Below are 25279 nucleotides of genomic sequence, written 5' to 3' on the forward strand. Positions count from 1 at the left end.
GGCCGGCTGATGGCTGTCCACACCAGCCAGTCGGTGGCGAAGGCCGCGGGCGACGACATCGTCGCCCGCGGCCGGAGCCGCGGTACTGGCAACCCCACGCCCCCGGGCCGGATCCGGCGGGCGCTGTCGACCCACTGGTACGCCTGGACCATGGTCGCCCCGGTCGTCATCGTCATCGGCGTGATCATCGGGTATCCGCTGGTCCGTGGCATCTACCTGTCGATGACCGACGCCAACGAGCGCAACGTCGAGCGGTCCATCGGTGTCAACCACATCCCCGCGACGTACGAGTTCGTGGGCCTGGACAACTACACCGACGTACTGAAGGGCAGCGAGTTCCTCGGCACGCTCGGCTGGACCCTGGTGTGGACGGTCTCCTGTGTGGCCATCACCTTCGCCCTCGGCATGGGGCTCGCCAACATCCTCAACCGCCGGATCGCCGGGCGCTCCGCGTACCGGATGGCGCTCATCCTGCCCTGGGCCATCCCCGGCTTCGTCTCCGTCTTCGCCTGGCGCTTCCTCTACAACGAGGACCGCGGGCTGCTCAACAGGATCCTCTCCGGGAGCGGCTTCGACGGCATCCCGTGGCTCAACGACCCCACCTGGGCGAAACTCTCCGTCATCGCCGTCAACGTGTGGCTCGGCGTGCCCTTCATGATGGTCGCCCTCCTCGGCGGGCTCCAGTCCATCCCCAGCGAGCACTACGAGGCCGCCGAGATGGACGGCGCCACCGCCTGGCAGCGCTTCCGCCACATCACCCTGCCCGGACTGCGGCCGGTCTCCACCACCGTGATCCTGCTCTCCACCATCTGGACCTTCAACATGTTCCCGGTGATCTTCCTGCTGACCAGCGGCGGACCCGGTGACGCCACCCAGATCCTGGTGACGCAGGCGTACAAGTTCTCCTTCGAGATCAGCCCGCGCGACTTCGCGCTCTCCTCCACGTGGGGCGTGCTGATCCTCGTACTCCTGATGCTCTTCGCCGCTGTGTACCGGCGAGTCCTCCGCACCCAGGGAGATGACTGGTGACCACGGCACCCACCCCCGCCGCGCGGCACTCCGCGCCCAAGGTCCGGCTGCGCGGCGAGCGTTCGCCGCTGGCCTCCACCGCGCTGCACCTGACGCTGATCGTCGCGTCCGTGATCGCCGTCTTCCCCGTGCTGTGGGTCCTGCTCACCTCGCTGAAGCCCGCGCAGTTCGCGACGACCACGAGCTTCTTCAAAGACACGACGTTCGAGAACTACACGCACCTGCTCAAGGACACGAAGTTCCTGACCTGGTTCGGCAACTCGGTGGTCGTCGCGGGGCTCACCACACTCGTCGGCGTGATCGTCTCCGCCTCCACCGGCTACGCCGTCAGCCGGTTCCGCTTCCCCGGGAAGCGCGGACTGATGTGGACGCTGCTGATCACCCAGATGTTCCCGGTCGCCGTCCTCATCGTGCCGATCTACAACATCATGGCGACCATGGGCCTGCTCAACAAGCCCGCCGGTCTCGTCATCACCTACCTCACCATCTCGGTGCCGTTCTGCGCCTGGATGATGAAGGGCTTCTTCGACACCATCCCGCGCGAGATCGACGAGTCGGGGCAGGTCGACGGCCTCACCCCGTTCGGCACGTTCTGGCGGCTCATCCTCCCGCTGGCCAAGCCCGGACTCGCCGTCACCGCGTTCTACTCCTTCATCACAGCCTGGGGCGAAGTGGCGTACGCCTCCGCCTTCATGGTCGGGGAGGACAACCTCACCCTCGCGGGCGGACTCCAGCTGTTCGTCAACCGCTACGGGGCGCAGTGGGGCCCGATGACCGCAGCCTCCGTGCTCATCGCGATACCCGCGGCCCTGGTCTTCCTGTTCGCGCAGAAGCACCTCGTCACCGGCATGTCCGCCGGAGCCGTCAAGGGCTGAGGCAGCACGGCCGTACGACCCGCACGCACCAGTCACGGTGGCGCCGGCATCCCGACCCGGTCCCGGCGCCACTCCCCACCCAGACACCCCAGGGACGACATGACCCAGCACCTCGCTGCCCCCTCCACCGGCACGTCCGCCGACGCCCCGGGCCACCGCACCGGCTGGTGGCAGGACGCGGTGATCTACCAGGTCTATCCGCGCAGCTTCGCCGACGGCAACGGCGACGGAATGGGCGATCTCGCAGGCGTCACCGCCCGGCTCCCGTACCTCAGGGACCTCGGCGTCGACGCGGTGTGGCTCAGCCCCTTCTACGCCTCCCCGCAGGCCGACGCCGGGTACGACGTCGCCGACTACCGGGCCATCGACCCGATGTTCGGCACCCTGCTGGACGCCGACGCGCTGATCCGGGACGCCCATGACCTGGGCCTGCGGATCATCGTCGACCTGGTGCCCAACCACTCCTCCGACCGGCACGAGTGGTTCAGGCGCGCGCTCGCGGAGGGCCCCGGATCCGCCCTGCGCGACCGTTACCACTTCCGCCCCGGCAAGGGCGCGGACGGCGAACTCCCGCCCAACGACTGGGAGTCCATCTTCGGCGGACCGGCCTGGACCCGGACCACGGACCCGGACGGCACGCCCGGCGACTGGTACCTCCACCTCTTCGCGCCGGAGCAGCCCGACTTCAACTGGGAGCACCCGGCCGTCGCGGACGAGTTCCGCTCGATCCTGCGCTTCTGGCTCGACATGGGCGTCGACGGCTTCAGGGTCGACGTGGCGCACGGCCTCGTCAAGGCCGAGGGCCTGCCCGACCTGGGCACCCACGACCAGCTGAAGCTGCTGGGCAACGATGTCATGCCGTTCTTCGACCAGGACGGCGTGCACGAGGTCTACCGCAGCTGGCGCACCATCCTCGACGAGTACCCCGGCGACAGGATCGCCGTGGCCGAGGCCTGGACCCCCACCGTCGAGCGCACCGCCAACTACGTCCGCCCCGACGAGATGCACCAGGCCTTCAACTTCCAGTACCTCGCGACCGCGTGGGACGCCGCGGAGCTGCGCGCCGTCATCGACACCTCGCTGAACGCGATGCGCCCGGTCGGCGCCCCCACCACCTGGGTGCTCTCCAACCACGACGTCACCCGGCACGCCACCCGGTTCGCCAACCCGCCCGGCCTCGGCACCCAGATCCGTACCGCGGGCGACCGCGAACTGGGCCTGCGCCGGGCCCGCGCGGCCAGCCTGCTGATGCTGGCGCTGCCCGGCTCCGCCTACGTCTACCAGGGCGAGGAGCTCGGCCTGCCCGACGTCACGGACCTGCCGGACGAGGCCCGCCAGGACCCGTCGTTCTTCCGGGCCGAGGGCCAGGACGGCTTCCGCGACGGGTGCCGGGTGCCGATCCCGTGGACCCGCGAGGGCACCTCGTACGGCTTCGGCGCGGGCGGCAGCTGGCTGCCGCAGCCCGCGGGCTGGGGCGAGCTGAGCATCGAGGCCCAGACCGGCGAGGCCGGCTCCACCCTGGAGCTGTACCGGGCCGCGATCGCCGCCCGCCGGGCGCACCCCGGGCTCGGCGCGGGCACCGCGGTGGAGTGGCTGGACGCCCCCGAGGGGCTGCTGATCTTCGCCCGCCCCGGCTTCGTCTGCACCGTCAACACCACGGACACCGCCGTCCGCATCCCCGTACGCGGCACCGTCCTGCTGTCCAGCGCCCCGGTCACCACCGACGGCGCCGAGATCGAGCTGCCGGCCGACACCACGGTGTGGTGGACGGTGTGACCGTCCCCCCGCCCAGGGCCGGCAGCCCGCTGAGGCTCTCCGACATCGCCGGACAGGCCTCGGTCAGCGAGGCGACCGTCAGCCGGGTGCTCAACGGCAAGCCGGGCGTCGCGGACACCACGCGTCAGCGGGTGCTCGCGGCGCTCGACATCCTCGGCTACGAGCGCCCGGTACGGCTGCGGCAGCGCAGCGCCGGACTGATCGGACTGGTGACACCCGAACTCACCAACCCGATCTTCCCGGCGTTCGCGCAGTCCGTCGAACAGGTCCTGGCGGGCCACGGCTACACGCCGGTGCTCTGCACCCAGCTGCCCGGCGGCGCCACGGAGGACGAACTCGTCGAGCAGCTCGTCGAACGCGGTGTCGGCGGCATCGTCTTCCTGTCCGGACTGCACGCCGACACCTCGGCCGACCCGGCGCGCTACGCCGCGCTGACCGACCGGGGCGTCCCGTTCGTCCTGATCAACGGCTACAACGAACGGATCAGCGCCCCGTTCGTCTCGCCCGACGACACCGCCGCCGTCCGCATGGCCGTCGGCCACCTCGCCGAACTGGGCCACCGCAAGGTCGGCCTGGCGATCGGCCCGCAGCGCTACGTGCCCTCCCGCCGCAAACGCGACGGCTTCGTGGACGCGGCGGTCTCCCTCCTGGGCATGGACCGCTCGGAGGCCGAACGCCTGGTGTGCTCCACCCTGTTCAGCGTGGAGGGCGGCCAGGTGGCGGCCGGCGCCCTGCTCGACCGGGGCTGCACGGGCATCGTCTGCGGCAGCGACCTGATGGCACTCGGCGTGGTCCGCGCCGCCCGCGACCGCGGCCTCGCGGTGCCGCGCGACGTGTCCGTGGTCGGCTTCGACGACTCCCAGCTCATCGCGTTCACCGACCCGCCACTCACCACGGTCCGCCAGCCCGTCCAGGCAATGGCGGCGGCAGCGGTGGGCGCCCTCCTGGAGGAGATAGCCGGCAGCCCCGTCCAGCGCACGGAGTACGTGTTCCAGCCGGAGCTGGTGGTGCGGGGATCGACCGCGGCGGTGGTGTCGGGGGTGCGGGCGGGCTGACATCGGCGCCCGGCGCGGCCCCGGCCCCCCGCCCCTCAGCCCTCGCCGTCGCCCTTCTTGAAGAGCCGGACGGTGCTGAGGATCTTGCGGATGGTGGTGTCGGGGACCTCGTCGGGGACGCCGTGGGCGCCGACGTAGGTCCATGACACGAAGGCGCCCTTCGCGTTCTTGAAGGCGAAGGTCACCGCCTTGCCGTCGCCGTCGCACTTGCCCTTCGCGGGGGTGCCGGACGAGGTGACGGTCACGAGGCTGCCCTCGATGCCCGTCTTCGTGCGGTAGGACTCGGGCTCACCGATGGTCAGGCGGGTCCGGTCGGGCTGGGTGTAGGCGCCGTAGACCCAGTTGGTCGCGGTGTCCTTCGCGGCCTCCTCGGCGCTCTTCGAGCCCTTCTCCCCGGTGGTTCCCGTCGAGGCGAGCGGGGTGTCCTCCTCGGTGCCGCTCCTGTCGTCGTCGGACGTGCACCACTTCTCCTTGAGCACCGCCGGGGCCATCATCCCGACCAGCGGCTTCTCCTCGGGGTCGTCGTCCTTCGCGACGTAGCTGACCCAGCTCGCGGCCTTCCGGGCCCAGGAGGACGGCACGTCGAACGTGATGCCGCGCTGGGCGTTCACCACGGTGTTCCAGCCGGGGACGAGGGGGCCGTTGCCGCCGGTCGCCGTCCGGTCGGTGCTGCCGGGGCTCGCCGAGGCCGGTACCGCGGTTTTCGGGTCGGCCTTGTCGCTCCCGTCGCCTCCGCCGTCGCGGAGCACCAGGAAGCCGGTCACCGCGCATGCCGCGACGACCACGGCGGCCGCGGTCACGACGGCGACGGTGGTCCGGTTCCGGGAGTGGCGGGGCGGTTCGGGCGCGCTCATGCCGAGCGTGGGCGCGGCGTGCCAGTCGGGGTTCGGGCGGCCGGACTGCGTGGGACCCGAACCGCTGTACACGTTCGGTGAGTTCGGCTGATCGGGGGGCGACTGCTGTCCTGGCCACATGGGGGCCGAGTCTAAGGGGTGCCCCGCCCCGAGGCCGTGACGCCCGCCCCGCACGTCAGACCAGCAGCGCACGGGCGTGCTCGCGGGCCTCGCGCAGCCAGGACGAGCGGTCCTCGTCGGAGGAGTCGGTGACCGTCCGGAAGACGACCCGGCGCACGTCGGTAACTCCCACGTAGGGCAGGACACATGCCGACCAGATCCTGTCCAGCGGATCACCGAACTCGTCCGCCTCGCGCTCGGCGGGAGTGTCGGAGGTGTTCAGGACGAGGGCCCGGCCTGCCTTCAGCAGTGCCTGCGGCTCCCCGTCAGAGGTGCCCAGCTTGTAGGCGACGCCGGGCACCAGCACGCGCTGCACCCACCCGGTGAGAACGGCGGGCGGCATGCCCCACCAGTTGGGGTGGACGAACACCATGGCGTCGAGGGTGGCCACCTCCGCCCGGTGCGAGGCCAGTTGTGCGTCCGGGGTGTCCGCGGCGGACCGGACCGTCTCCGTCTCGTCGGCGGTCAGGCCGACCGCGAACCCCTCCGCGCAGAGATCGTGCGCCAGCACCTCGCTGCCCCGGTCGCGGAGCTCCCGCACCACGGCGTCGAACACCGCGTGGTTGAAGCTTCCCGGCCGTGGATGGGCGAGGTAGACCCCGGTACGTGACATGCCGTTTCCCCCAAGACGTCCTGCGTGGTCATCAGCCGCGGGAAGCGGAGCAGCCCCCCGCTCGGTGCCCATCATGACGGGTGAGGTGCCGCCGGGGGACAGGGGTCCGTCACGCACACGAGGGGCACCGGGAGTCGACCCGGGCGGGTCGGCGGGGAGTGTGACCCCCGGGTGCCCCTCGTACGTGACCGGTCCGGCCGGACGGGCGCGTGGGGCCCGGGGTAACGGGACCCCCGGCCGGCCGGACCGGAGTCGGGAGAAACGTAACAGGGCTGCAATGTTTTGCGTAAGACCTTGCAGGAAGAAATCTGCGGTATTTCGTGGATGTGAGCAGGGTGTGAGCGGGGTGTGTCCAAAGGGTTGACCGGGTCCCGGTGGGCTCGTACGGTCTCCCCGCGGCAAGGTTTGCATTCTTGCAGCAAGAACCTTCACGAGCCTTGAGGGCAGGGTGCGTTGCCGGACGAGGCTGAACCGTCACCCGCGTTTCCCCCACCGCAGGAGGAAAGACATGGCATGTAGACCCCTGTTGTCTGCAGCGCTCGCGCTGATCGCGGGCGCCGCCGCCCTCGTGGTCCCCGCCACGAACGCGCAGGCTTCCGCCCCGGGTTCCAAGGACGTCACCGCCGTTCTCTTCGAGTGGAAGTTCGACTCGGTCGCCAAGGCCTGTACGGACTCCCTCGGGCCGGCCGGCTACGGCTTCGTACAGGTCTCCCCGCCCCAGGAGCACATCCAGGGCGGGCAGTGGTGGACCTCGTACCAGCCGGTCAGCTACAAGATCGCCGGACGGCTCGGCGACCGCGCCTCCTTCGCCAACATGGTCGCCGCCTGCCACAGCGCGGGCGTCAAGGTGGTGGCCGACTCGGTCATCAACCACATGTCGGCCGGTTCCGGCACGGGTACCGGCGGGTCCTCGTACAGCAAGTACGACTATCCCGGCCTGTACTCGGTCAACGACATGAACGACTGCCAGTCCCAGATCAGCAACTACGGCGACCGCGCCAACGTCCAGAACTGCGAACTCGTCGGCCTGGCCGACCTGGACACCGGTGAGGAGTACGTACGCGGCAGGATCGCCGGATACCTCAACGACCTGCTCTCGCTCGGCGTCGACGGCTTCCGCATAGACGCCGCCAAGCACATCCCCGCCGGGGATCTCGCCAACATCAAATCCCGGCTGACCAACTCCGGCGTCTACTGGAAGCAGGAGGCGATATTCGGGGCCGGTGAGGCCGTCTCGCCCGACGAGTACGCCGGCACCGGGGACGTCCAGGAATTCCGGTACGCCCGCAGCCTCAAGCAGGTCTTCAACAACGAGAACCTCGCCAACCTCAAGAACTTCGGCGAGGGCTGGGGCTTCATGTCCTCGTCCAAGGCCGCGGTGTTCGTCGACAACCACGACACCGAGCGCAACGGCGAGACGCTGAACTACAAGGACGGTGCCAACTACACCCTCGCCAGCGTGTTCATGCTGGCCTGGCCCTACGGTTCGCCCGACGTCCACTCCGGCTACGAGTGGTCGGACAAGGACGCCGGTCCGCCCAACGGCGGCACGGTGAACGCCTGTTACAGCGACGGGTGGAAGTGCCAGCACGCCTGGCGCGAGATCGCCTCCATGGTCGGCTTCCGCAACACCGCCCGCGGTGAGGCCGTGACGAACTGGTGGGACAACGGCGGCGATCAGATCGCCTTCGGCCGGGGCTCCAAGGCGTACGTCGCGATCAACCACGAGGGCTCCCCGCTGAGCCGTACCTTCCAGAGCTCGCTGCCCGCCGGCGACTACTGCGACATCCAGTCCGGCAAGGGCGTCACGGTCGACGGCTCGGGCCGGTTCACCGCCACGCTCGGCGCCAACACGGCCCTCGCCCTCCAGACCGGCGCCCGCACCTGCTCCGGAGGCGGCACCGGTCCGACGGACCCGACCGACCCCGGTACGGGCACCTCGGGCGCCTCCTTCGGCGTCAACGCCACCACCCACCTCGGCCAGAACATCTACGTCACCGGCGACCAGCCCGCCCTCGGCAACTGGAACCCGGCCGCCGCGCCGAAGCTGGACCCCGCCACGTACCCCGTCTGGAAGCTCGACGTGAGCCTGCCCGCCGGTACGACGTTCGCGTACAAGTACGTCCGCAAGGACGCGAGCGGCAACGTCACCTGGGAGAGCGGCGCCAACCGCACCGCCACCGTGCCGGCCTCCGGAAAGGTCGCGCTGACCGCGGACGTCTGGCGCGGCTGACCTTCTTCCCCCTCCTGTTCGGGTGCCGCGTCCGGATCCGCCGGACGCGGCACCCGCAGCACCCTCGTCCCTCATACAAGGAGACCCCGCCCGTGTTCCGTTCCACCCTGAGACGGGGAGCCGTCGCCGCGTTGTGCACGGCGTTGCTCCCGCTCGTCCCGGCGGCCTCCGCGTCCGCCGCTCCCAGGCCGCCCGCCGCGCCCTCGGACGCGAAGCTGGCCGCCGAGCCGGCCCGGCACGACCTGACCCGCGAGCAGTTCTACTTCGTGATGCCCGACCGGTTCGCCAACGGCGACACCGGCAACGACCGGGGCGGGCTGACCGGTTCACGGCTGGAGACCGGGTACGACCCCACCGACAAGGGGTTCTACCAGGGCGGCGACCTCAAGGGGCTGACGAACAGGCTCGACTACATCAAGGGGCTCGGCACCACCGCCATCTGGCTCGCCCCCATCTTCAAGAACCGCCCCGTCCAGGGCACCGGCAAGGACGCCTCGGCCGGCTACCACGGCTACTGGATCACCGACTTCACCCAGGTCGACCCGCACTTCGGCACCAACGCCGACCTCACGAAGCTGATCGAACAGGCCCACCGCAAGGGCATGAAGGTCTTCTTCGACGTCATCACCAACCACACCGCCGACACCGTCGACTACGCAGAGAAGACCTACGGGTACCGGCCCAAGGGCGCCTATCCGTACCTCGACCGGACCGGCCGGCCCTTCGACGACGCCAAGGGCATGGCGAAGGTGGACGCCGACTCCTTCCCGTACAAGCCGGTCACCTCCGGCGGCAAGACGCCGGCCTGGCTCAACGATCCGACGATGTACCACAACCGGGGCGACTCGACCTACGCCGGCGAGTCCACCACGTACGGCGACTTCTCCGGGCTCGACGACCTGTGGACCGAGCGGCCCGAGGTTGTCGCCGGGATGGAGAAGATCTACGAGAAGTGGGTCCGCGACTTCGATATCGACGGTTTCCGCATCGACACCGTCAAACACGTCGACATGGACTTCTGGACCCAGTGGGCGACCGCGCTCGACACCTACGCGGCCAGGCACGGGCGCAAGGACTTCTTCATGTTCGGGGAGGTCTACTCCGCCGACACCGCGATCACGTCCCCCTACGTCACCCAGGGACGGCTGGACGCGACGCTCGACTTCCCGTTCCAGGAGGCGGCCCGCCAGTACGCCTCGCAGTCCGCCCCGGCCTCGAAGCTCGCCGCCGTCTTCGGTGACGACTACCGGTACACCACCGACAAGGCCAACGCCTACGAGCAGGTGACCTTCCTCGGCAACCACGACATGGGCCGCATCGGCACCTTCCTCAAGCAGGACAACCCGGAGGCCGGGGACGCGGAGCTGGTGAAGCGGGCCCGGCTGGCGAACGAGGTGATGTTCCTCAGCCGGGGCAACCCCGTCGTGTACTACGGCGACGAGCAGGGCTTCACGGGCGCCGGGGGCGACAAGGACGCCCGCCAGACCATGTTCGCCTCGAAGACCGCCGACTACCTCGACGACGACCAGCTGGGCACGGACCGGACGCACGCCTCCGACGCGTACGACACGAAGCACCCGCTCTACCGGTCGATCGCCGCCCTGTCCGAGCTGACCGCGAAGAACCCGGCGCTGCGCGACGGCGTCCAGACCGAGCGGTACGCGGAGGGCTCCGTCTACGCCTTCTCCCGTACGGACCCGGCGCGCGGCGACGAGTACGTCGTGGCCACCAACAACGGCACGGCCGCGAAGACCGTCGAGCTGCCCACCGAGTCCGCCCGGATGGACTTCCGTACCCTGTACGGCGGTTCCGGTACGGTCCGCAGCGGCGCCGACAAGAAGATCACCGTCACCGTCCCGGCCCTCTCCAGCATCGTGCTCCGCGCCGCGAAGCCGCTGGGCGCACCCGCCGCCAGGCCCACGATCTCCCTGAAGGCACCGGCCGCCGGAGCCACCGGCACCGTCGAGCTGACCGCCGACGTGGACGGCGGCTCCCTCGACCGGGTCGTCTTCGCCGCCCAGCAGGGCAACGGGAAGTGGACCACGCTCGGGTCCGCCGACCACGCCCCGTACAAGGTCACCCAGACCATCGGCAGCACGACAGCCGCCGGAACGCCCCTGCGGTACAAGGCCGTCGTCGTCGACCGCGCCGGCCGCACCGCGAGCGCCCTCGCCTCCACCACCGCCGGGCAGGCACCGCCGCCCGCGAAGCCCGTCGCCGTCGAACGCGACTACGCCGTCATCCACTACAAGCGCGCCGACGGCGACTACGACGGCTGGCAGGCCAGGTCCGGCGGGGCCACCGCGGACTTCGCCGGGCGCGACGCCTACGGCGCGTTCGCCTGGATCAAGGTGCCGGAGGGCGCCGACTCCGTCCCGTACACCGTCGAGAAGGCCGGGACCGCCGACGGGGCGGAGCGGACCGTAGAGCTCGCGAAGACCGGGCAGGTCTGGATCGCGCAGGGGGAGGACGGGCAGCGCGACACCGCGCCCGACGGCGCCTATCCCGCCCCGGACACCTCCAAGGCCGTCCTGCACTACTACCGGGCCGACGGCGACTACGACGGCTGGGGGCTGCACACCTGGACCGGAGCCGCGGAGCCCACCGACTGGGCCAAGCCGCTCCAGCCGGTGAAGAAGGACGCCTCGGGCCTCACCTTCGAGGTCCCGCTCACCGACGGCGCCACCTCGCTCAGCTACATCCTGCACCGGGGCGACGAGAAGGATCTGCCCAGCGACCAGTCACTCGACCTGGCCACCTACGGCCACGAGGTCTGGATGCTCGGTGGCGCGGCGGGATACCTGCTGCCGCAGACCGGCGGCGTCCCCGCGCCCGACCTCACCAAGGCCGAGGCGCAGTGGATCGACGCCGACACCGTCGTCTGGAAGGTGAAGGCCACCGAGGCCACCAGCCAGCAGCTCGTCTACGCGAAGGGCGGCGGGATCTCCGTCGTCGACGGCGCGCTCTCCGACGAGGGCCGGTGGCTGCGGCTCAGCCCGTCCGCGCTGAGTGACGCGCAGAAGGCGAAGTACCCGCACCTCAAGGACTACCCGGCGTTCACCGTGGACGCCCGCGACCGGGACCGGGTCCGTGACGCCCTGCGCGGCCAGCTGATCGCCACCCAGCGCGCCGCCAACGGCGCCCTGCTCGCCGCCACCGGGGTACAGAGCGCCGGCGTGCTCGACGACCTCTACGGGAAGCGGGCGAGCGGCGCCGCGCTCGGACCGGTCTTCCGGCACGGCACGCCCACCCTCTCCGTCTGGGCGCCCACCGCCCGTACCGTCTCCCTCGAACTCGACGGGAAGACCGTCCCGATGCGGCGCGACGACCGCACCGGCGTCTGGTCCGTCACCGGAAAGCGCGGCTGGAACGGCAAGCCCTACCGGTACGTCGTGGACGTCTGGGCGCCCACCGTCCAGAAGCAGGTCACCAACAAGGTCACCGACCCCTACTCCACCGCCCTGACCACCGACTCCGCCCGCAGCCTCGTCGTCGACCTCGACGACGCGAAGCTCGCGCCCAAGGGCTGGAGCACCCTGCGCAAGCCCGCCGCCGTGCCGCTGCGCGACGCCCAGATCCAGGAGCTCCAGATCCGCGACTTCTCGATCGCGGACCCCACCTCCAAGCATCCCGGCGAGTACCTCGCCTTCACCGACACCCGCTCCGACGGGATGAAGCACCTCAAGCGGCTCGCCGACTCCGGCACCAGCTACGTCCACCTGCTGCCCGCCTTCGACATCGGCACCATCCCCGAGCGGAAGAAGGACCAGCAGAAGCCGGCCTGCGAGCTGTCCGTCTACGCCCCCGACTCCACCGAACAGCAGGCCTGCGTGGCGAAGGCCGCCGCGAAGGACGGCTTCAACTGGGGCTACGACCCGCTGCACTACACCGTCCCGGAGGGGTCGTACGCCTCGGACCCGGACGGCACCCGGCGCACGGTCGAGTTCCGGCAGATGGTGCAGGGGCTCAACGGCGCCGGTCTGCGGACCGTCATGGACGTCGTCTACAACCACACCGTCGCCTCCGGGCAGGACGCCAAATCCGTCCTCGACCGGATCGTGCCCGGCTACTACCAGCGGCTCCTGGAGGACGGCGCCGTCGCCACCTCCACCTGCTGCGCCAACACCGCGCCCGAGAACACCATGATGGGCAGGCTCGTCGTCGACTCGATCGTCACCTGGGCCAAGGAGTACAAGGTCGACGGCTTCCGCTTCGACCTGATGGGACACCACCCCAAGGCCAACATCCTGGCCGTCCGCAAGGCGCTCGACGCGCTGACCGTGGCCAAGGACGGCGTCGACGGGAAGAAGATCATCCTGTACGGGGAGGGCTGGAACTTCGGTGAGATCGCCGACGACGCCCGCTTCGTCCAGGCCACCCAGAAGAACATGGCCGGCACCGGCATCGCCACCTTCTCCGACCGGGCCCGCGACGCCGTGCGCGGCGGCTCCCCGTTCGACGAGGACCCCGGCGTCCAGGGCTTCGCCACCGGCCTCTACACCGACCCCAACACCTCCACCCACAACGGTACGAAGGCCGAGCAGAAGGCCCGGCTGCTGCACTACCAGGACCTGATCAAGGTCGGGCTCACCGGCAGCCTCGCCGGCTACACCTTCACCGACAGCTCCGGCGCCGCCGTCAAGGGCTCCGACATCGACTACAACGGGGCCCCGGCCGGATACGCCGCCGCCCCCGGTGACGCGCTGGCCTACGCCGACGCCCACGACAACGAGACGCTCTACGACACCCTCGCCTTCAAGCTCCCGGCGGGCACCCCGGCCGCGGACCGGTCCAGGATGCAGGTCCTGGCCATGGCGACGGCCACCCTCTCGCAGGGCCCCTCGCTCTCCCAGGCGGGCACCGACCTGCTGCGCTCCAAGTCCTTGGACCGCAACTCCTTCGACAGCGGCGACTGGTTCAACGCCCTGCACTGGGACTGCCGCGCGGGCAACGGCTTCGGCCGGGGACTGCCGCCCGCAGCCGACAACGAGGCCAAGTGGCCGTACGCCAAGCCGCTGTTGACCAACCCCTCGGTCAGCCCCGGCTGCGCGCAGATCAACGGCGCCTCGGCCGCGTACCGGGACCTGCTCACCATCCGCGCCACCGAGAAGGACTTCGGCCTCTCCACCGCCGGGCAGGTGCAGTCCGCGCTCTCCTTCCCGCTCTCCGGCAGGAACGAGACCCCGGGAGTGATCACCATGCGGCTCGGGAAGCTGGTGGTCGTCCTCAACGCCACCCCCGGCACCACCACCCAGAAGGTGACCGCCCTCGCGGGCCGGAACTACGCCCTGCACCCCATCCAGGCCGCGGGCGCGGACCCTACCGTCAAGAAGGCGACCTACGGGCGGAGTTCGGGAAGTTTCACCGTTCCGGGACGCACAGTGGCGGTGTTCTCGGCACGCTGACCGGAACAGGTCTACCGTGAGGCCAGCCGCCGGGGAGAGTCGCAGCATCACCCTCCCGGGCGTCCCCTCCCCACTCCACCCCGGCCGGTCCCGGCCCCGAACCCGTACGTACCGGCAGTCGCGCCGACGGCCCCGGTGCCGTACCGGGCCCGGGGGCCGGGTACCGGCCTCTCCACCTGTTCAGCGACGGTGACGATGGTGAGCTACATCCCCGAGGAGACCACGAGCTTCGTCGGACGGAAGACGGAGCTGGGCCGGATCGAACACGCCCTCGCCACCCGCCGGCTGACCACGCTCACCGGCTCGGGCGGGGTCGGCAAGACCCGGCTCGCGGTCCGCGCGGCCGGCCGCGCGGAACCCCGATACCGCGATGGCGTCTGGTGGGCCGACCTCGCCCCGCTGCACGACGACGGACTGCTCCTGGCCACCGTCTCCGACGCGGTCGGGCTCAGCGACCACACCCTGCGGATGCCCATGGACGTGCTCTGCGAGTGGCTCGCGGACAAGCGGCTGCTGCTCGTCCTGGACTCCTGCGAACATCTGCGCCACGCCTGCGCCCACCTCCTCGGGGAGATCCTCACCACCTCACCCGGACTCACGGTGCTCGCCACCAGCAGACAGCCCCTCGGCATCAAGGGCGAGCAGCTCGTCGAGGTGGACCCGCTGCCCGTCGACGGCGCGGCGGACGCCCTCGCGCTGTTCAGGGCCCGGGTCGCGGCGATCGCCCCGGCCACCCGGTTCGACGAGCCGGGCACCGCAGAGGCGGCCGCCGAGATCTGCCGACGGCTGGAGGGCATCCCGCTCGCCATCGAACTCGCGGCGGCGGGCACCGGACGGCACACCGTCGAGCAGATCGCGCGGCGGATCGGCTCCCGCCTCGACCTGCTCGCCGACGAATCGGTCCGCCCGCAGCGCCACCGCACCCTGCGCACCACCATCGGCTGGAGCCACGAGCTGTGCACCCCGCTGGAACGGCTGCTCTGGGCACGGGCCACCGTGCTGCGCGGCGACTTCGACGAGGCGACCGCCCGCGAGGTCTGCGCCGGGGGACCGCTCACCGGGGACGGGGTGGCCACGGCGCTGCGCGGCCTGGTGGCCAAATCGGTCGTCGTGCGCGACGGCACCCGCCACCGGATGCTGGACACCATCCGCGAGTACGGCCGGATGTGGCTCGCCGAACTCGGGGAGGAGCGCGCCGCGGCTGACCGGCACGCCGCCTGCTTCCTGCAACTGGCCCGCAGCGCCCACGCGGGCTGGACCGGCGACGACCAGATCAGCTGGTACCACCGCATCGCCGACACCCACGCCGACCTGTGCGCGGCCCTGGACCACCTGCTCACCCACGACACCGCCGCCGCCCAGGAGATGGCCGGCCGGATCGGCTTCTTCTGGTGCTGCTGCGGCCACCTCCCGCAGACCCGCGACTACGCCCAGCGCGCCCTGGACGCCGGCCCGGCACAGGGCCCGCACCGCACCCGGGTCCTGTGGGTGCTCGGCATCTGCGTGATGCTCCAGGGCGACTACCCGGCGGCGGAGCGGATCGGCAAGGAATGCGTACGGGCGGCCGCGAAGGACGGGGCCGACGAGGGCGTCCTCGCCGCCGCGTACCTGCGCGGCCTCACCCACCTGATGGTCGGCCGGCCGGAACTGAGCCTGCGCGAGGTGGACCGGGTGCTGCACAGCACAGAGGCCGGCACCCCGCTCGAATCGACCTACCGGCTGCGCTGCCACCTGATCACCGTCTTCGCCCTCACCGGCCTCGGCAGGCTGGACGAGGCGGCCGAGGCCGCGGTCGTCCTGCGCGCGGCCTGCGAGGCCATGGACGAGTGCTGGACCCGCAGTTACGTCGACTACCAGCTCGCGTTGATCGCCCTGCTCCAGGGCCGGGCGGAGGCGGCCGCCGCGCACGCCCGGTCCATGCTCACCGGCAAGCACCGGCTCCGCGACAGCTTCGGCATCGCGCTCGGCCTGGACATCCTGGCCGCCGCGGTCGCCGCTCAGGGTGAGGGCGCCCACGCCGCCCGGGTGTACGGCACCGGGCAGCTCTACTGGCGGATGGTCGGCCACCCGCAGCGCGGCACCCCGGAGCTGGGCCCGCTGCGCGAGGCCTGCGAGCGCCAGGCCCGCGAGGCCGTCGGTGACGCCGCCTACCAGCGGGCCTTCGACCGGGGCCGGGCGGACAGCGCGGAAGCGGGCCTGGCGCTCGCCCTCCACGGGGAACTGCTCACTTAGAGGGCCCTCCAAGGGCCTGTACGGGCGGGAAACAGGAATCTGACAGCTTGCTGACATCCTCTCCCTACCCTCCACCCCATGCGATTCCTCCCCAGCCCGTTCCCCCGGCCGTCCCTCCGTCCGTCGCGGCGCATCACCGCGGTGGCAGCGGCGGCGGCAACCGTGGGCATGTCCTTGCTGGCCGTGGCCCCCGCTCACGCGGCGGAACACCCCGCGGCAGGCCCGGTGGCCACTCACCGGCAGGCGGTCACCGCGGCACAGCAGCGGTCGGTGCTCCAGTACTGGACGCCCGAGCGCATCGCCGCGCTCACCACGCCGACGTCCGGCAACCCGCCCGCCGGCGGCCCCGACGGCGCGCCCTGGACCACCGGGGGTGCGCTGCCGGGGACCGTCGGGCGGCTCTTCTTCACCGACCACGGCGAGGACAGCAGCTGCACCGCCACCGTGATCCGGAGCGCCAACCGAAGCACCGTGGTGACCGCGGGCCACTGCGTGAACAACACCGACCTGCTGGGCGAGAACAACCAGTGGGCGGCCAACGAGATGTTCGTGCCCGGCTACCACGACGGTCAGGCGCCCTACGGCAAGTTCGTCGGCCGCATGGGCGTCGTCGGCTCCACCTGGCTGGCCAACGACCAGCAGCACGCGCAGACGTACGACTCCTACGACCAGGCGTTCGTCGTGCTGAACACGGACGAGCGGGGGCGGCGGCTCCAGGACGCGGTCGGGACGGCGCAGAGGATCGGCTTCGACCGGCCCGGCGACGTGCCCAGCGACTCCTTCGGATACCCGCGCGCCAGCGCTGACCCGGCGCGCGAGGGCCTGCCCGAGTACACCGGTGAACGTCTCGCGTACTGCTCGGGGACGGCCAGGGAATACCCCGGCACGGTCGAGTTCCCCGAGCCGCCCGGCCTGTTCGGCCCGCCGTGCGTCATGGGCGGCGGCTCCAGCGGCGGACCGCGGATCACCGGCCTCAACCCGGTGACCGGTGTGGGCACCGTGGTCGGAGACAACACGCAGAGCGCGTTCTTCGAGACCGATGGCGCGCCCTGCGCCGATTCCTCCCACGACGGCTGCGTCCGCTACCTCGTCGGTCCGCAGTTCAGTACAGCGATCACCGAGCCGCTGTACGACCGGGCCCAGCGGGCCTGAGCGCCGCGCGGGCAGCCGCCCACCGCTCACAAGCCATCGCAACTACCGATATCTACGATCCGCATGGGTGAGGCCGATATGAAACGTGGACGCAAACGGCGTACGAGGTTCCTGCTTGCCGCGCCCCTGACCGCCTGTGCTGTGTGCTTCACCTCGACACAGGCGTTCGCCGCCGCCGACGGGGCCCGTACTCAGCCTGCGCGGCACGGGGTGAGCGAGGTGCGTTACAACCTGGGCGACAAGGCTTTCCCGCCGCCCGAGTCCTCCGGATACGTGGGCGACAACGAGCTGAACGGGGCCGTTTACTACCCCGACGACATCTCCACCGGCACCCACCCGCTGATCATGATCGAGCACGGATTCTGGGACACCTGCGCCGACGCCGAGGCCTCCAGGTCGCTCACCGCCGCGCAGGCCGCGCTGGCGGAGGACGAGCAGAGCGGTGACACGGCCGACGCGGCGAAGCAGGAGGCGATCATCGAGGCGGCCTCCGAGCGGCTGTCGGCATGGCCGTGCGCACCTGGGGTGCGGCAGATCCCCAGTTATCTCGGATACGACTACCTCGGCCGTGATCTGGCGAGCCGGGGGTTCGTCGTCGTCTCCGTCGGCGCGAACGGCATCAACTCGACGTCCCAAGGCCAGGCCGACACGGTCTATCAGGAGCGCGCGGCACTGATCAACGCCCAGCTGGGCATGTGGCGGAAGCTGTCGTCGACCGGCGAGGGCCCGCTGCGTGGCAGCTTCGTCGACGCCAGGTCCGGACGTCCCTCATCGGTGAACTTCAAGGACCATGTGGACATGCGGAACGTGGGGCTGGTGGGGCACTCCATGGGCGGCGGCGGAGTGATGCAGGAGATCGCCGACAGCAGCCGCGCCGGATGGCCCGAAGGCGTGTCCGTCAAAGCCGCGTTCGCTCTCGCGCCCACCGCCACCTGGGACGTCGAACCCATCACCAAGACGTCGTTCGCGGTGATGTGGGGCACGTGTGACCAGGTGAACACCGGAGAGTTCTTCGACTGGAACAAGGACGACAACAGCGCACCGATAGCCCAGTACACGGTGCGCGGCGGTGTCCACGACTTCTACAACAAGCAGTGGTCGCCCAGCAGCGGTCAGGTCAGCGCACATGACGACGCCGTTCCCGGCAGCAAGCCGGGCACCTGCGAGTCCCAGTTTCCCGGGGCCACCGCCCCCCGAACCGATCAGCAGGAACTCTCGGAGCAGCGGCAGCGCCGGATCACCAAGGAGTACGTGGGCGCCTACTTCGCTGCCCGCCTGCTCGGCCGGACGCGGTACGAGCCCTACCTGACCGGAGAGAAGCCGTTCCCCGGGACGGGCGGTGTCGTCAGCACCCGGTTCGACGGGGGCGTCGACTGAGCGCTTCGCGGACCTGGCCGGTGGCGGGAGGGAGTGAAGTCGGGCCGGCTGCCGTGATTCCCGCTTGTGCGCGTCCCCCGGGGCGGGAAAGGGTGGGGGCGTACCGCCTCTTCCCTCCCCGCCCCGCCCAGGAGCCCCTGTCATGCCGCAGATCACCGTCGACTACTCCGCCGAGCTCGACGACACCTTCGACCGGGCCGGTTTCACCGGCGCACTGCACCCGCTGATCGCCGAGACGGTCAGCACGAAGATCACCGCCTGCAAGACCCGCTTCCGCCGGATCGAGGAGACGGCGGTGGCGGACGCGCCCGAAGGTGACGCGCTCGTGCACATCGAGATCGCGCTGCTGGCCGGCCGCACCCCGGAGACCAAGGCCCGGCTCACCGAATCGGTACTGGAGCTGCTGGCCGCGCGCATCCGGCCGACCGAAGGACTGGCCCTGCACCTCTCGGCCGAGACCCGCGATCTCGACCCCTCCTACCGCAGCGCCTGACTCAGGGGAGCCGCTGCGGAGGCACGGCCGGTACGGCGGGCGCCAGCGCGGAGAGCCGCACCAGCAGGTCTCCGAACGGCCCGTCCGCCGGCTCCTGCGCGAGGACCCGCAGCACGATGCCCGCCATCTCCTCGTTGTACGCGGCGCTCACGGCGGTCAGCGCCGCGAAGTCGTGGACGAGCTGCAACTCCAGCTCGGCGCGCGGGATATGGCGTCCGTCCAGCCAGATCAGGGCCGTCGACTCCGCGAGCGAGACCCAGGACCTGACGGCCAACTCCAGCCGGGCCGGGGGCTCCTCGACCCCCAGATGGGCCAGGATCTGCTCGCAGGCCGCCTGCCGCACCCCGTCGATCATCGCGTTCGCCGTCGACGAGCCCACGGCCGGGCCGCCCCGCATCAGCGCGGCGAAGCCGGGGCCGTGCTCGTCGACGAAGTCGAAGAACCGCCCCATCACCCGCAACAGCCGTGCGCCCAGCGGGCCTTCGTGCGGCTCCAGGAACCGGGTCGCCAGCTCGTCGGCCGCCCGCCGCAGCGCCGCCTCGTACAGGCTCTGCTTGCCCGGGAAGTAGTGGTAGACCAGCGGCCGCGAGATCCCGGCGGCGGCGGCGATCTCGTCGATCGAGACCTCGTCGGGGGAGCGGTGGCTGAACAACTCCAGCGCGACACCGATCAACTGCTGTCTGCGCTCCTCGACGCCCATCCTGCGCCGCACCCCGGTCGTCATGGGGAACAGCGTACCGACCGGCAGGTCCGGCCTCCGCCTACAGGTCCAGTACCAGCCGCTCCCCCCGGCACCGGGACACGCAGAGCAGCATCGAGTCCGCCCGCTCCGCGTCGTCGAGCAGTTCGTCGCGGTGGTCCACCTCGCCCTCCAGGACGGGCTGTTGGCACGTACCGCAGAAGCCCTGCTCGCAGGAGTACGGGACGTGCGGCAGCTCCGCGCGGACGGCGGCCAGCGCCGACTGGCCCGACGCCACCCGGACCGTGCGGCCCGAGCGGCGCAGCTCCACCTCGAACGGGGCGGAGCCGGTGGCGTCCGGGGCGGCCGCGGTGAAGCGTTCCAGGTGCAGGGTGCAGCCGGGCGGGAGCGCGGCGGCGACCGCGTCCATCAGGGGCTGCGGACCGCAGCAGTGCACCGCCGTGTCCGGCGCCGCGTCCGCCAGCGCCGAGGAGACGTCGGGGTGGCCCGCCTCGTCCTGCGGTACGACGGTGACCCGGCCGCCGCCCGCGTCCAGCTCCGCGATCTCCGCCAGGAACGGCATGGTCGCCCGGCTGCGGCCGCCGTACAGCAGCCGCCAGTCGGCCCCGGCGGCTGCGAGCGCGCGGAGCATCGGCAGCACCGGCGTGATCCCGATGCCGCCCGCGACCAGCACGTACGCGGGGGCGTCCGCCAGCGGGAAGCGGTTGCGGGGACCTCTGACCTCGACCTCGTCGCCCTCGTGGAGCCGCTCGTGCACCTCCCTGGAGCCACCCCGGCCGTCCTCGTCGAGCCGGGTCGCGACGGTGTACGTGTCGACGTCGGCCGGGTCGCCGCACAGCGAGTACTGGCGGACCAGACCGGACGGCAGCACCAGGTCCAGATGGGCGCCGGGCTGCCAGCGCGGGAGTCCGGCGCCCTTCAGGCGGAGCAGTACGACCCCGTCCGCGGGAGTGGACCGTTCGACGACCGTCAGCCGCCTGCCGGTGGTCGAACGGCGCTGGGAGTGACCGGATATGGGCTCGTCGAGGGCCGGCAGCGGCCAGAGCGGGGACGTCTCTATGCGGCGGCGCATCGCCCGCTTGGCGAGCAGCGCGGCGGCGGCCACCACGACGACGGTGCGCGGCCGGGGGAGGGGCAGGGACAGGGGCATGGTCAGCCGGCTTCCGTCGTACGGGCCTCGGCCGCGACGGCGGCGGGCGAGCGGTTGAGGTAGTCGACGGCCTGCGCCGTACTGCCTTCCTGCGAGGGGTGGTAGGCGCGGCTCAGGTAGCGCGGTATGGATCGCAGCATCGAGGGTGTGCTGGGCAGGGTGCCGCGCCTGCCGCTGCGGTAGAACTGCCCGAACGACGCCTTGCCGTCCAGCAGGCTCGGGTCGTTCTCCATGAAGAAGCGGGCGCCGCGCTGCCAGAGGAAGGCCAGCGCGGAGAACGCCGTGGCCCAGGTCCGCACCCGCCGCCGGTAACCGCCGTCGACATGCATGAACACGTCGAAGGCGACCGAGCGGTGCTCGACCTCCTCCGCGCCGTGCCAGCGCAGCAGGTCCAGCATGGTGGGGTCGGCGCCGCGCCGGTCCAGCTCCTCCGCGTTCAGGACCCAGTCGCCGAGGAACGCGGTGTAGTGCTCGATGGCCGCTATCGTCGCCACCCGCTCCATCAGCCACCACTTGCGCGCCCGGCCCGGCGGCAGCGTCCGGTCCCCGAGCAGCTTCTCGAAGAGCCAGTCGACCTGGGCGGTGTACGGGGTCGGGTCGAGGCCCAGCTCCCTCAGGTGCGGGAGTACGTCGTCATGGGCCTGGGAGTGCATCGCCTCCTGCCCGATGAACCCGATGACGTCCTCGCGCAGCCGCTCGTCATGTATGTACGGAAGCACCTGGCGGTAGACGTGGATGAACCAGCGTTCCCCGGCCGGGAGCAGCAGATGGAGCACGTTGATGGTGTGCGTGGTGAACGGATCGCCCGGTACCCAGTGCAGGGGCGTCCGGTCCCAGGCGAAGGAGACCCGGCGGGCCTTGAGCGCGATCCGTTCCGACGCGACCGCCGCAGGCTGCGTGTTAGACATGTTGTCAATGTACTGAGCGGTAGGCCGGGGGAACAGGGGCCTGCGGCGAATTCCTGCGCCCGTTGCCGGCCGGTCCTCACCGTAGGGCCCCGACCCGACTGCCGTCTCTCAGCCGCCCGTTCAGCCGTGCCCGGTCACCCGCCCCGGCGGGCACCGCGAGCAGCCGCCCCCGCGCGCTCCCCGTCACCCCGCCCGAGGCACTCAGCGAGGTGAACTGCTCGCTGCCCGCCGCGAGTACGTACCACCGGCCGCCGCGCGACTTCCACAGCACGCCCGCCAGCGCCCTCGGGGTGCGCTTCCCGCACGCGGGCGAGTCCTCCGAGCGCGCCGCGACGGCCCCCGGCGGGCGGCTCCCCGGCGGCCGCGCCGAGGGCGCCTGGAACTGGGCGAGCACCCGGCTCCCGGTGCCCCGCCAGGTCTCCGCCCGGGTGCACAGCCACCGGGCGGAACCGCCCCCCTCGGGCAGCGGCTGCGTGGCGTACGTCCAGGAGTTGACCGAGCGCACACCGTGCGAGCGCACCGACGGGAGCAGACAGGCGGTGCGCGCCCAGCTCTCCAGCTCCGACCGCCCCGCCACGTCGTGCGGCTCCGCGGGCGGTCCCGAGGTCAGCCGGGCCGGGGCGAGTTCGCCGAGATCCGTCACCAGCCGGTCCGCCGTGCCGTCGGACAGCCCGACCGCGTCCCAGGACCGGCAGCCGCCCGTGGGCCCGGTACCGGCCACCGCGTCGGTCACCCCGTCCGGTGTGCGGTGCAGCGGGCGCGGCGCGCGGTCCGGGGCGAGCAGGTCCCGCAGCGACGCCTTCCGCACCCAGGGCGCCGTCAGATAGCGGACCCGGCCCGCCGCGCGGTCGACCACCAGGGCGCCGGCCGACGCCGCGTCCGCCCCGTCGACCCGGGCGAAGTCGAGCGCCGCGCCCTCGGACGGATCGGCGTTACGGGGCTCCGCGTACCGCACGACGCGCAGTCCGTCGTAGAACAGCACCACTGCGGAGGCGCCCACCTCGCCCGCGTACAGCAGCTGCGGGGCTCCCATCGGAGGGCCCACGGGCGTCCGGGGCGTCGCCGACGTCCGCACCCCGCCGCCCGGCCGGGCCCACACCGTCAGCGCCCGCCGCAGCAGCCGGACGTCCTCCGTGCGGTCGCCCCGGGTGGGCCACGCGGTGAAGTCGGTACGCGCTGAGCGCCGCCAGAACGTCGCGGGGACCACCCGTAGCGCCCCCGGGTCCAGGGCCTGCTCCGCCGCCGGATTGCGCGCGTACGGGGGCGCGGCCGGATCCCCGCGCCCCCAGCCGCCGCCCGGCAGCCCGAGCAGCGTCCCGCACACCGCGGCCGCGGCGACGGCGGCCAGCGCGGCCCGCGCGTATCTGCGCCGCCGCGGCAGGTCCGGCGGCCTGGCCTGGAGCGAGCACGGGTCGAACTCGGGCGAGGCCAGCAGCGCGTAGGGCGCCGCGACCCCGTCCGCCTCCCGCAGGGCCGCGTGCGGATCGGCCACCCCGGCGGCGGCCAGCTCCCGCCGGACCTCGCCGTCCGCGAGCGACTCCAGGCCGCGCAGGACGAACGCGGCACGGGCCGGTCCGCGGAGCGCGGAGAGCCGCTGCTCCAGCGCGAGTTCATCGGCTCCGCCGGAGTGCGGGAACAGCCGGAGCCCCCAGACCAGCGGAAGGACGGGCGGCAACTGGGCGCGCCGCGGCCACCACCGCCGACGCGGTGGCAGCCCCGCCGCCAGGGCGCCGCGCAGCACCCGCCGCCGGACGGACGCGTAGTCGGGCCCGGCCGCCGCCGCCGTACGGCCGGGACGGCGTGGCAGCGGGAGGCCCGTGTCCCGCGCCGGACCGGACCGGCGCGCCGCTTGCAGGGAGCGCTGGGCCAGGGCGTGGGCCGCCAGGACGCGCCGGGAGCGGCTCGGCGAGGGCGGCAGGACGAGATAGCCGAGCCGGACCAGTCGCGGGTAGTGCTCGACCAGCGAGGCCTCGGCCTGCTCCGCATCGACCGGGGCGGCGGCTGACGGTACCTCTGGCAGTGGGCGCACGTTCAGCTGAACGAGCGAATCGTGCGATGGTCACCCCGGGCGGGGTGCTCCGGGGGCGGCGTTCCGGCCCCGGGCCTCAGGCGAACCGGGCCAGCTGGGGGTCGACCGGGGCCGCCGTCATCCGGTTGGCCAGGGTCGACATGGTGTAGGCGCCGATCCCCAGGACCACCTCCAGCGCGTTGCGGGGGGTGTAGCCGTGGGCCAGGAACGACCGGAGGGTCTCGTCGTCCACGGCCCCGCTCGACTCGACCGCGGCGACGGTGAACCGGCGTACCTCCTCCAGTCGTTCGTCGGGGAGCGGCAGGGGGCTCTCGCCGCGCAGTGCGGCGATGAGCGCGCTGTCCGCGTCGAGGGCGGTGAGCTTCGCGGTGTGCATCGCCACGCAGAGGTGGCAGTCGTTGCGGGTGGCCATCGTCATGATCACGACCTCCCGGGAGAGCTGGTCCAGGGTGGTCGACTCGAAGAGCGCGCTCATCTTCAGGAAGCCGTTGAGCAGCTCCGGTGAGGAGGCGAGCAGGCCGACGCCGGTGGGCAGGTAGCCCTGTTTCGCCGTCACGGCCGCCATGGCGGGGCGGGACGCGGCGGGGGCGGATTCGGGGGTGTGGTCGGTGAAGACGGATGCGGGCATGGCTGACCCCTCGCGGTAAACTCGACAACGTGATTGACGAAAAGGTAAACCAAGTTGTCGAGTACCGCAATGGCTGAGCGCACCGGACAGGGCTCCCGGGGCACCGTCGGCGCGGGCTTCGAGCTGCCCATCCTGCTGTTCGCGGGGTTCCGGTCGATCATCGACGACCTCCACCGCGAGCTGGCCGGGCAGGGGCACCCCGAACTGCGCCCCGCCCATGGCTACGCGCTCCAGGCGGTCGGCCGCGACGGTGCGACCGCCAGTGAGATCGGGCGACGGCTCGGCGTCTCCAAGCAGGCGGCGGGGAAGACCGTCGACAGGCTCGAAACCCTCGGCTACGTCGAGCGCGCCGACGATCCGCAGGACGGCCGCCGCAAGGTCGTACGGCTCACCCCGCGCGGGATCGACGTACTGGCGCGGTCCGCCGCGGGCTTCGACCGGCTGCGCGCCGAATGGGTCCGGGTGCTCGGCGCGGAACGGGTCGCGGCGCTGGAGGCCGACCTGCGCACGATGGCCTCCGCGGACGCCTTCCGGCTCGACGTGGCGAGCTGGATCAACAGCTGAGCGGGTCGGCGGTTGACCGAATGTGCTGAGCACTTGGACTTTGCGGA

18 protein-coding genes are annotated in these 25279 nt (G+C 71.8%); 11 read left to right on the forward strand and 7 right to left on the reverse strand.

The window, feature by feature from the left end; genetic code table 11:
* The first annotated feature begins 9 nt into the window (after positions 1-9).
* The 4 genes from ACFVQ0_RS21185 (at position 10) to ACFVQ0_RS21200 (ending at position 4735) form a co-directional block, all read left to right on the forward strand.
* Positions 10-1029, forward strand: coding sequence for a carbohydrate ABC transporter permease (locus ACFVQ0_RS21185; RefSeq protein ID WP_390090165.1), 1020 nt, complete (start codon positions 10-12; stop codon positions 1027-1029).
* Complete coding sequence (locus tag ACFVQ0_RS21190) at positions 1026-1904, forward strand: sugar ABC transporter permease (RefSeq protein WP_390090167.1); 879 nt, start codon at positions 1026-1028, stop codon at positions 1902-1904. The genes ACFVQ0_RS21185 and ACFVQ0_RS21190 overlap by 4 nt, the downstream gene beginning before the upstream one ends.
* Before the next feature lie 99 nt (positions 1905-2003).
* Entirely contained in the window at positions 2004-3680 is a 1677-nt protein-coding gene (locus tag ACFVQ0_RS21195; protein ID WP_390090169.1) for a glycoside hydrolase family 13 protein, read from the forward strand.
* Positions 3665-4735 (forward strand): LacI family DNA-binding transcriptional regulator, encoded by a 1071-nt coding sequence (locus ACFVQ0_RS21200; RefSeq protein WP_390090171.1) that lies wholly within the window; start codon positions 3665-3667, stop codon positions 4733-4735. Before ACFVQ0_RS21195 ends, ACFVQ0_RS21200 begins: the two co-directional genes overlap by 16 nt.
* A 35-nt stretch (positions 4736-4770) precedes the next feature.
* Here the strand turns inward: ACFVQ0_RS21200 and ACFVQ0_RS21205 are convergent, their stop codons facing one another.
* Together ACFVQ0_RS21205 and ACFVQ0_RS21210 are read right to left on the reverse strand one after the other, a co-directional pair.
* Positions 4771-5589, reverse strand: a complete 819-nt coding sequence (locus tag ACFVQ0_RS21205; RefSeq protein WP_390090745.1) for a hypothetical protein — start codon at positions 5587-5589, stop codon at positions 4771-4773.
* Positions 5590-5764: 175 nt separating this feature from the next.
* Positions 5765-6361, reverse strand: a complete 597-nt coding sequence (locus tag ACFVQ0_RS21210) for an NAD(P)H-dependent oxidoreductase (RefSeq protein ID WP_390090173.1) — start codon at positions 6359-6361, stop codon at positions 5765-5767.
* A 508-nt stretch (positions 6362-6869) separates the two neighbouring features.
* Between ACFVQ0_RS21210 and ACFVQ0_RS21215 the strand changes: the two genes are divergently transcribed.
* The 6 genes from ACFVQ0_RS21215 to ACFVQ0_RS21240 all read left to right on the forward strand — a co-directional run bounded on the left by ACFVQ0_RS21215 (position 6870) and on the right by ACFVQ0_RS21240 (position 19253).
* Positions 6870-8594, forward strand: a complete 1725-nt coding sequence (locus tag ACFVQ0_RS21215) for a carbohydrate-binding module family 20 domain-containing protein (protein ID WP_390090175.1) — start codon at positions 6870-6872, stop codon at positions 8592-8594.
* Between the two features lie 92 nt (positions 8595-8686).
* The gene (gene pulA / locus ACFVQ0_RS21220) at positions 8687-13999 is read left to right on the forward strand and encodes a pullulanase-type alpha-1,6-glucosidase (protein WP_390090177.1); all 5313 of its coding nucleotides are present in this window, start codon (positions 8687-8689) and stop codon (positions 13997-13999) included.
* A gap of 195 nt (positions 14000-14194) precedes the next feature.
* Positions 14195-16231: an ATP-binding protein gene (locus tag ACFVQ0_RS21225; protein WP_390090179.1), complete on the forward strand. Its 2037-nt coding sequence runs from the start codon at positions 14195-14197 to the stop codon at positions 16229-16231.
* Positions 16232-16309: 78 nt separating this feature from the next.
* On the forward strand, positions 16310-17383 hold the full coding sequence (locus ACFVQ0_RS21230; protein ID WP_390090181.1) for a trypsin-like serine peptidase: 1074 nt from the start codon (positions 16310-16312) through the stop codon (positions 17381-17383).
* A gap of 210 nt (positions 17384-17593) precedes the next feature.
* The gene (locus ACFVQ0_RS21235; RefSeq protein WP_390090183.1) at positions 17594-18760 is read left to right on the forward strand and encodes an alpha/beta hydrolase; all 1167 of its coding nucleotides are present in this window, start codon (positions 17594-17596) and stop codon (positions 18758-18760) included.
* A gap of 142 nt (positions 18761-18902) precedes the next feature.
* Complete coding sequence (locus ACFVQ0_RS21240) at positions 18903-19253, forward strand: 5-carboxymethyl-2-hydroxymuconate Delta-isomerase (RefSeq protein ID WP_390090185.1); 351 nt, start codon at positions 18903-18905, stop codon at positions 19251-19253.
* Between the two features lies 1 nt (position 19254).
* Here the strand turns inward: ACFVQ0_RS21240 and ACFVQ0_RS21245 are convergent, their stop codons facing one another.
* The 5 genes from ACFVQ0_RS21245 to ACFVQ0_RS21265 form a co-directional block, all read right to left on the reverse strand.
* Complete coding sequence (locus tag ACFVQ0_RS21245; RefSeq protein ID WP_390090187.1) at positions 19255-19977, reverse strand: TetR/AcrR family transcriptional regulator; 723 nt, start codon at positions 19975-19977, stop codon at positions 19255-19257.
* A 37-nt stretch (positions 19978-20014) separates the two neighbouring features.
* Complete coding sequence (locus ACFVQ0_RS21250) at positions 20015-21103, reverse strand: PDR/VanB family oxidoreductase (protein ID WP_390090189.1); 1089 nt, start codon at positions 21101-21103, stop codon at positions 20015-20017.
* Positions 21104-21105: 2 nt separating this feature from the next.
* On the reverse strand, positions 21106-22011 hold the full coding sequence (locus ACFVQ0_RS21255; protein ID WP_390090190.1) for a metal-dependent hydrolase: 906 nt from the start codon (positions 22009-22011) through the stop codon (positions 21106-21108).
* Between the two features lie 76 nt (positions 22012-22087).
* Entirely contained in the window at positions 22088-24040 is a 1953-nt protein-coding gene (locus ACFVQ0_RS21260) for a hypothetical protein (protein WP_390090192.1), read from the reverse strand.
* 76 nt (positions 24041-24116) lie between these two features.
* On the reverse strand, positions 24117-24668 hold the full coding sequence (locus tag ACFVQ0_RS21265) for a carboxymuconolactone decarboxylase family protein (RefSeq protein WP_390090194.1): 552 nt from the start codon (positions 24666-24668) through the stop codon (positions 24117-24119).
* A 69-nt stretch (positions 24669-24737) separates the two neighbouring features.
* Between ACFVQ0_RS21265 and ACFVQ0_RS21270 the strand changes: the two genes are divergently transcribed.
* The gene (locus tag ACFVQ0_RS21270) at positions 24738-25232 is read left to right on the forward strand and encodes a MarR family winged helix-turn-helix transcriptional regulator (RefSeq protein WP_390090196.1); all 495 of its coding nucleotides are present in this window, start codon (positions 24738-24740) and stop codon (positions 25230-25232) included.
* Positions 25233-25279 lie beyond the last annotated feature (47 nt).

This window comes from Streptomyces sp. NPDC057900 (assembly GCF_042887885.1).
GTDB lineage: Bacteria > Actinomycetota > Actinomycetes > Streptomycetales > Streptomycetaceae > Streptomyces.

Excerpts from the sequence above, each read along its gene's own strand:
- ACFVQ0_RS21185 (WP_390090165.1), top strand. The coding sequence starts at position 10 with ATGGCTGTCCACACCAGCCAGTCGGTGGCGAAGGCCGCGGGCGACGAC.
- ACFVQ0_RS21195 (WP_390090169.1), top strand. The coding sequence starts at position 2,004 with ATGACCCAGCACCTCGCTGCCCCCTCCACCGGCACGTCCGCCGACGCC.
- ACFVQ0_RS21205 (WP_390090745.1), bottom strand. The coding sequence starts at position 5,589 with ATGAGCGCGCCCGAACCGCCCCGCCACTCCCGGAACCGGACCACCGTC.
- ACFVQ0_RS21210 (WP_390090173.1), bottom strand. The coding sequence starts at position 6,361 with ATGTCACGTACCGGGGTCTACCTCGCCCATCCACGGCCGGGAAGCTTC.
- ACFVQ0_RS21215 (WP_390090175.1), top strand. The coding sequence starts at position 6,870 with ATGGCATGTAGACCCCTGTTGTCTGCAGCGCTCGCGCTGATCGCGGGC.
- ACFVQ0_RS21225 (WP_390090179.1), top strand. The coding sequence starts at position 14,195 with ATGGTGAGCTACATCCCCGAGGAGACCACGAGCTTCGTCGGACGGAAG.
- ACFVQ0_RS21230 (WP_390090181.1), top strand. The coding sequence starts at position 16,310 with ATGCGATTCCTCCCCAGCCCGTTCCCCCGGCCGTCCCTCCGTCCGTCG.
- ACFVQ0_RS21240 (WP_390090185.1), top strand. The coding sequence starts at position 18,903 with ATGCCGCAGATCACCGTCGACTACTCCGCCGAGCTCGACGACACCTTC.
- ACFVQ0_RS21245 (WP_390090187.1), bottom strand. The coding sequence starts at position 19,977 with ATGACGACCGGGGTGCGGCGCAGGATGGGCGTCGAGGAGCGCAGACAG.
- ACFVQ0_RS21250 (WP_390090189.1), bottom strand. The coding sequence starts at position 21,103 with ATGCCCCTGTCCCTGCCCCTCCCCCGGCCGCGCACCGTCGTCGTGGTG.
- ACFVQ0_RS21255 (WP_390090190.1), bottom strand. The coding sequence starts at position 22,011 with ATGTCTAACACGCAGCCTGCGGCGGTCGCGTCGGAACGGATCGCGCTC.
- ACFVQ0_RS21265 (WP_390090194.1), bottom strand. The coding sequence starts at position 24,668 with ATGCCCGCATCCGTCTTCACCGACCACACCCCCGAATCCGCCCCCGCC.
- ACFVQ0_RS21270 (WP_390090196.1), top strand. The coding sequence starts at position 24,738 with ATGGCTGAGCGCACCGGACAGGGCTCCCGGGGCACCGTCGGCGCGGGC.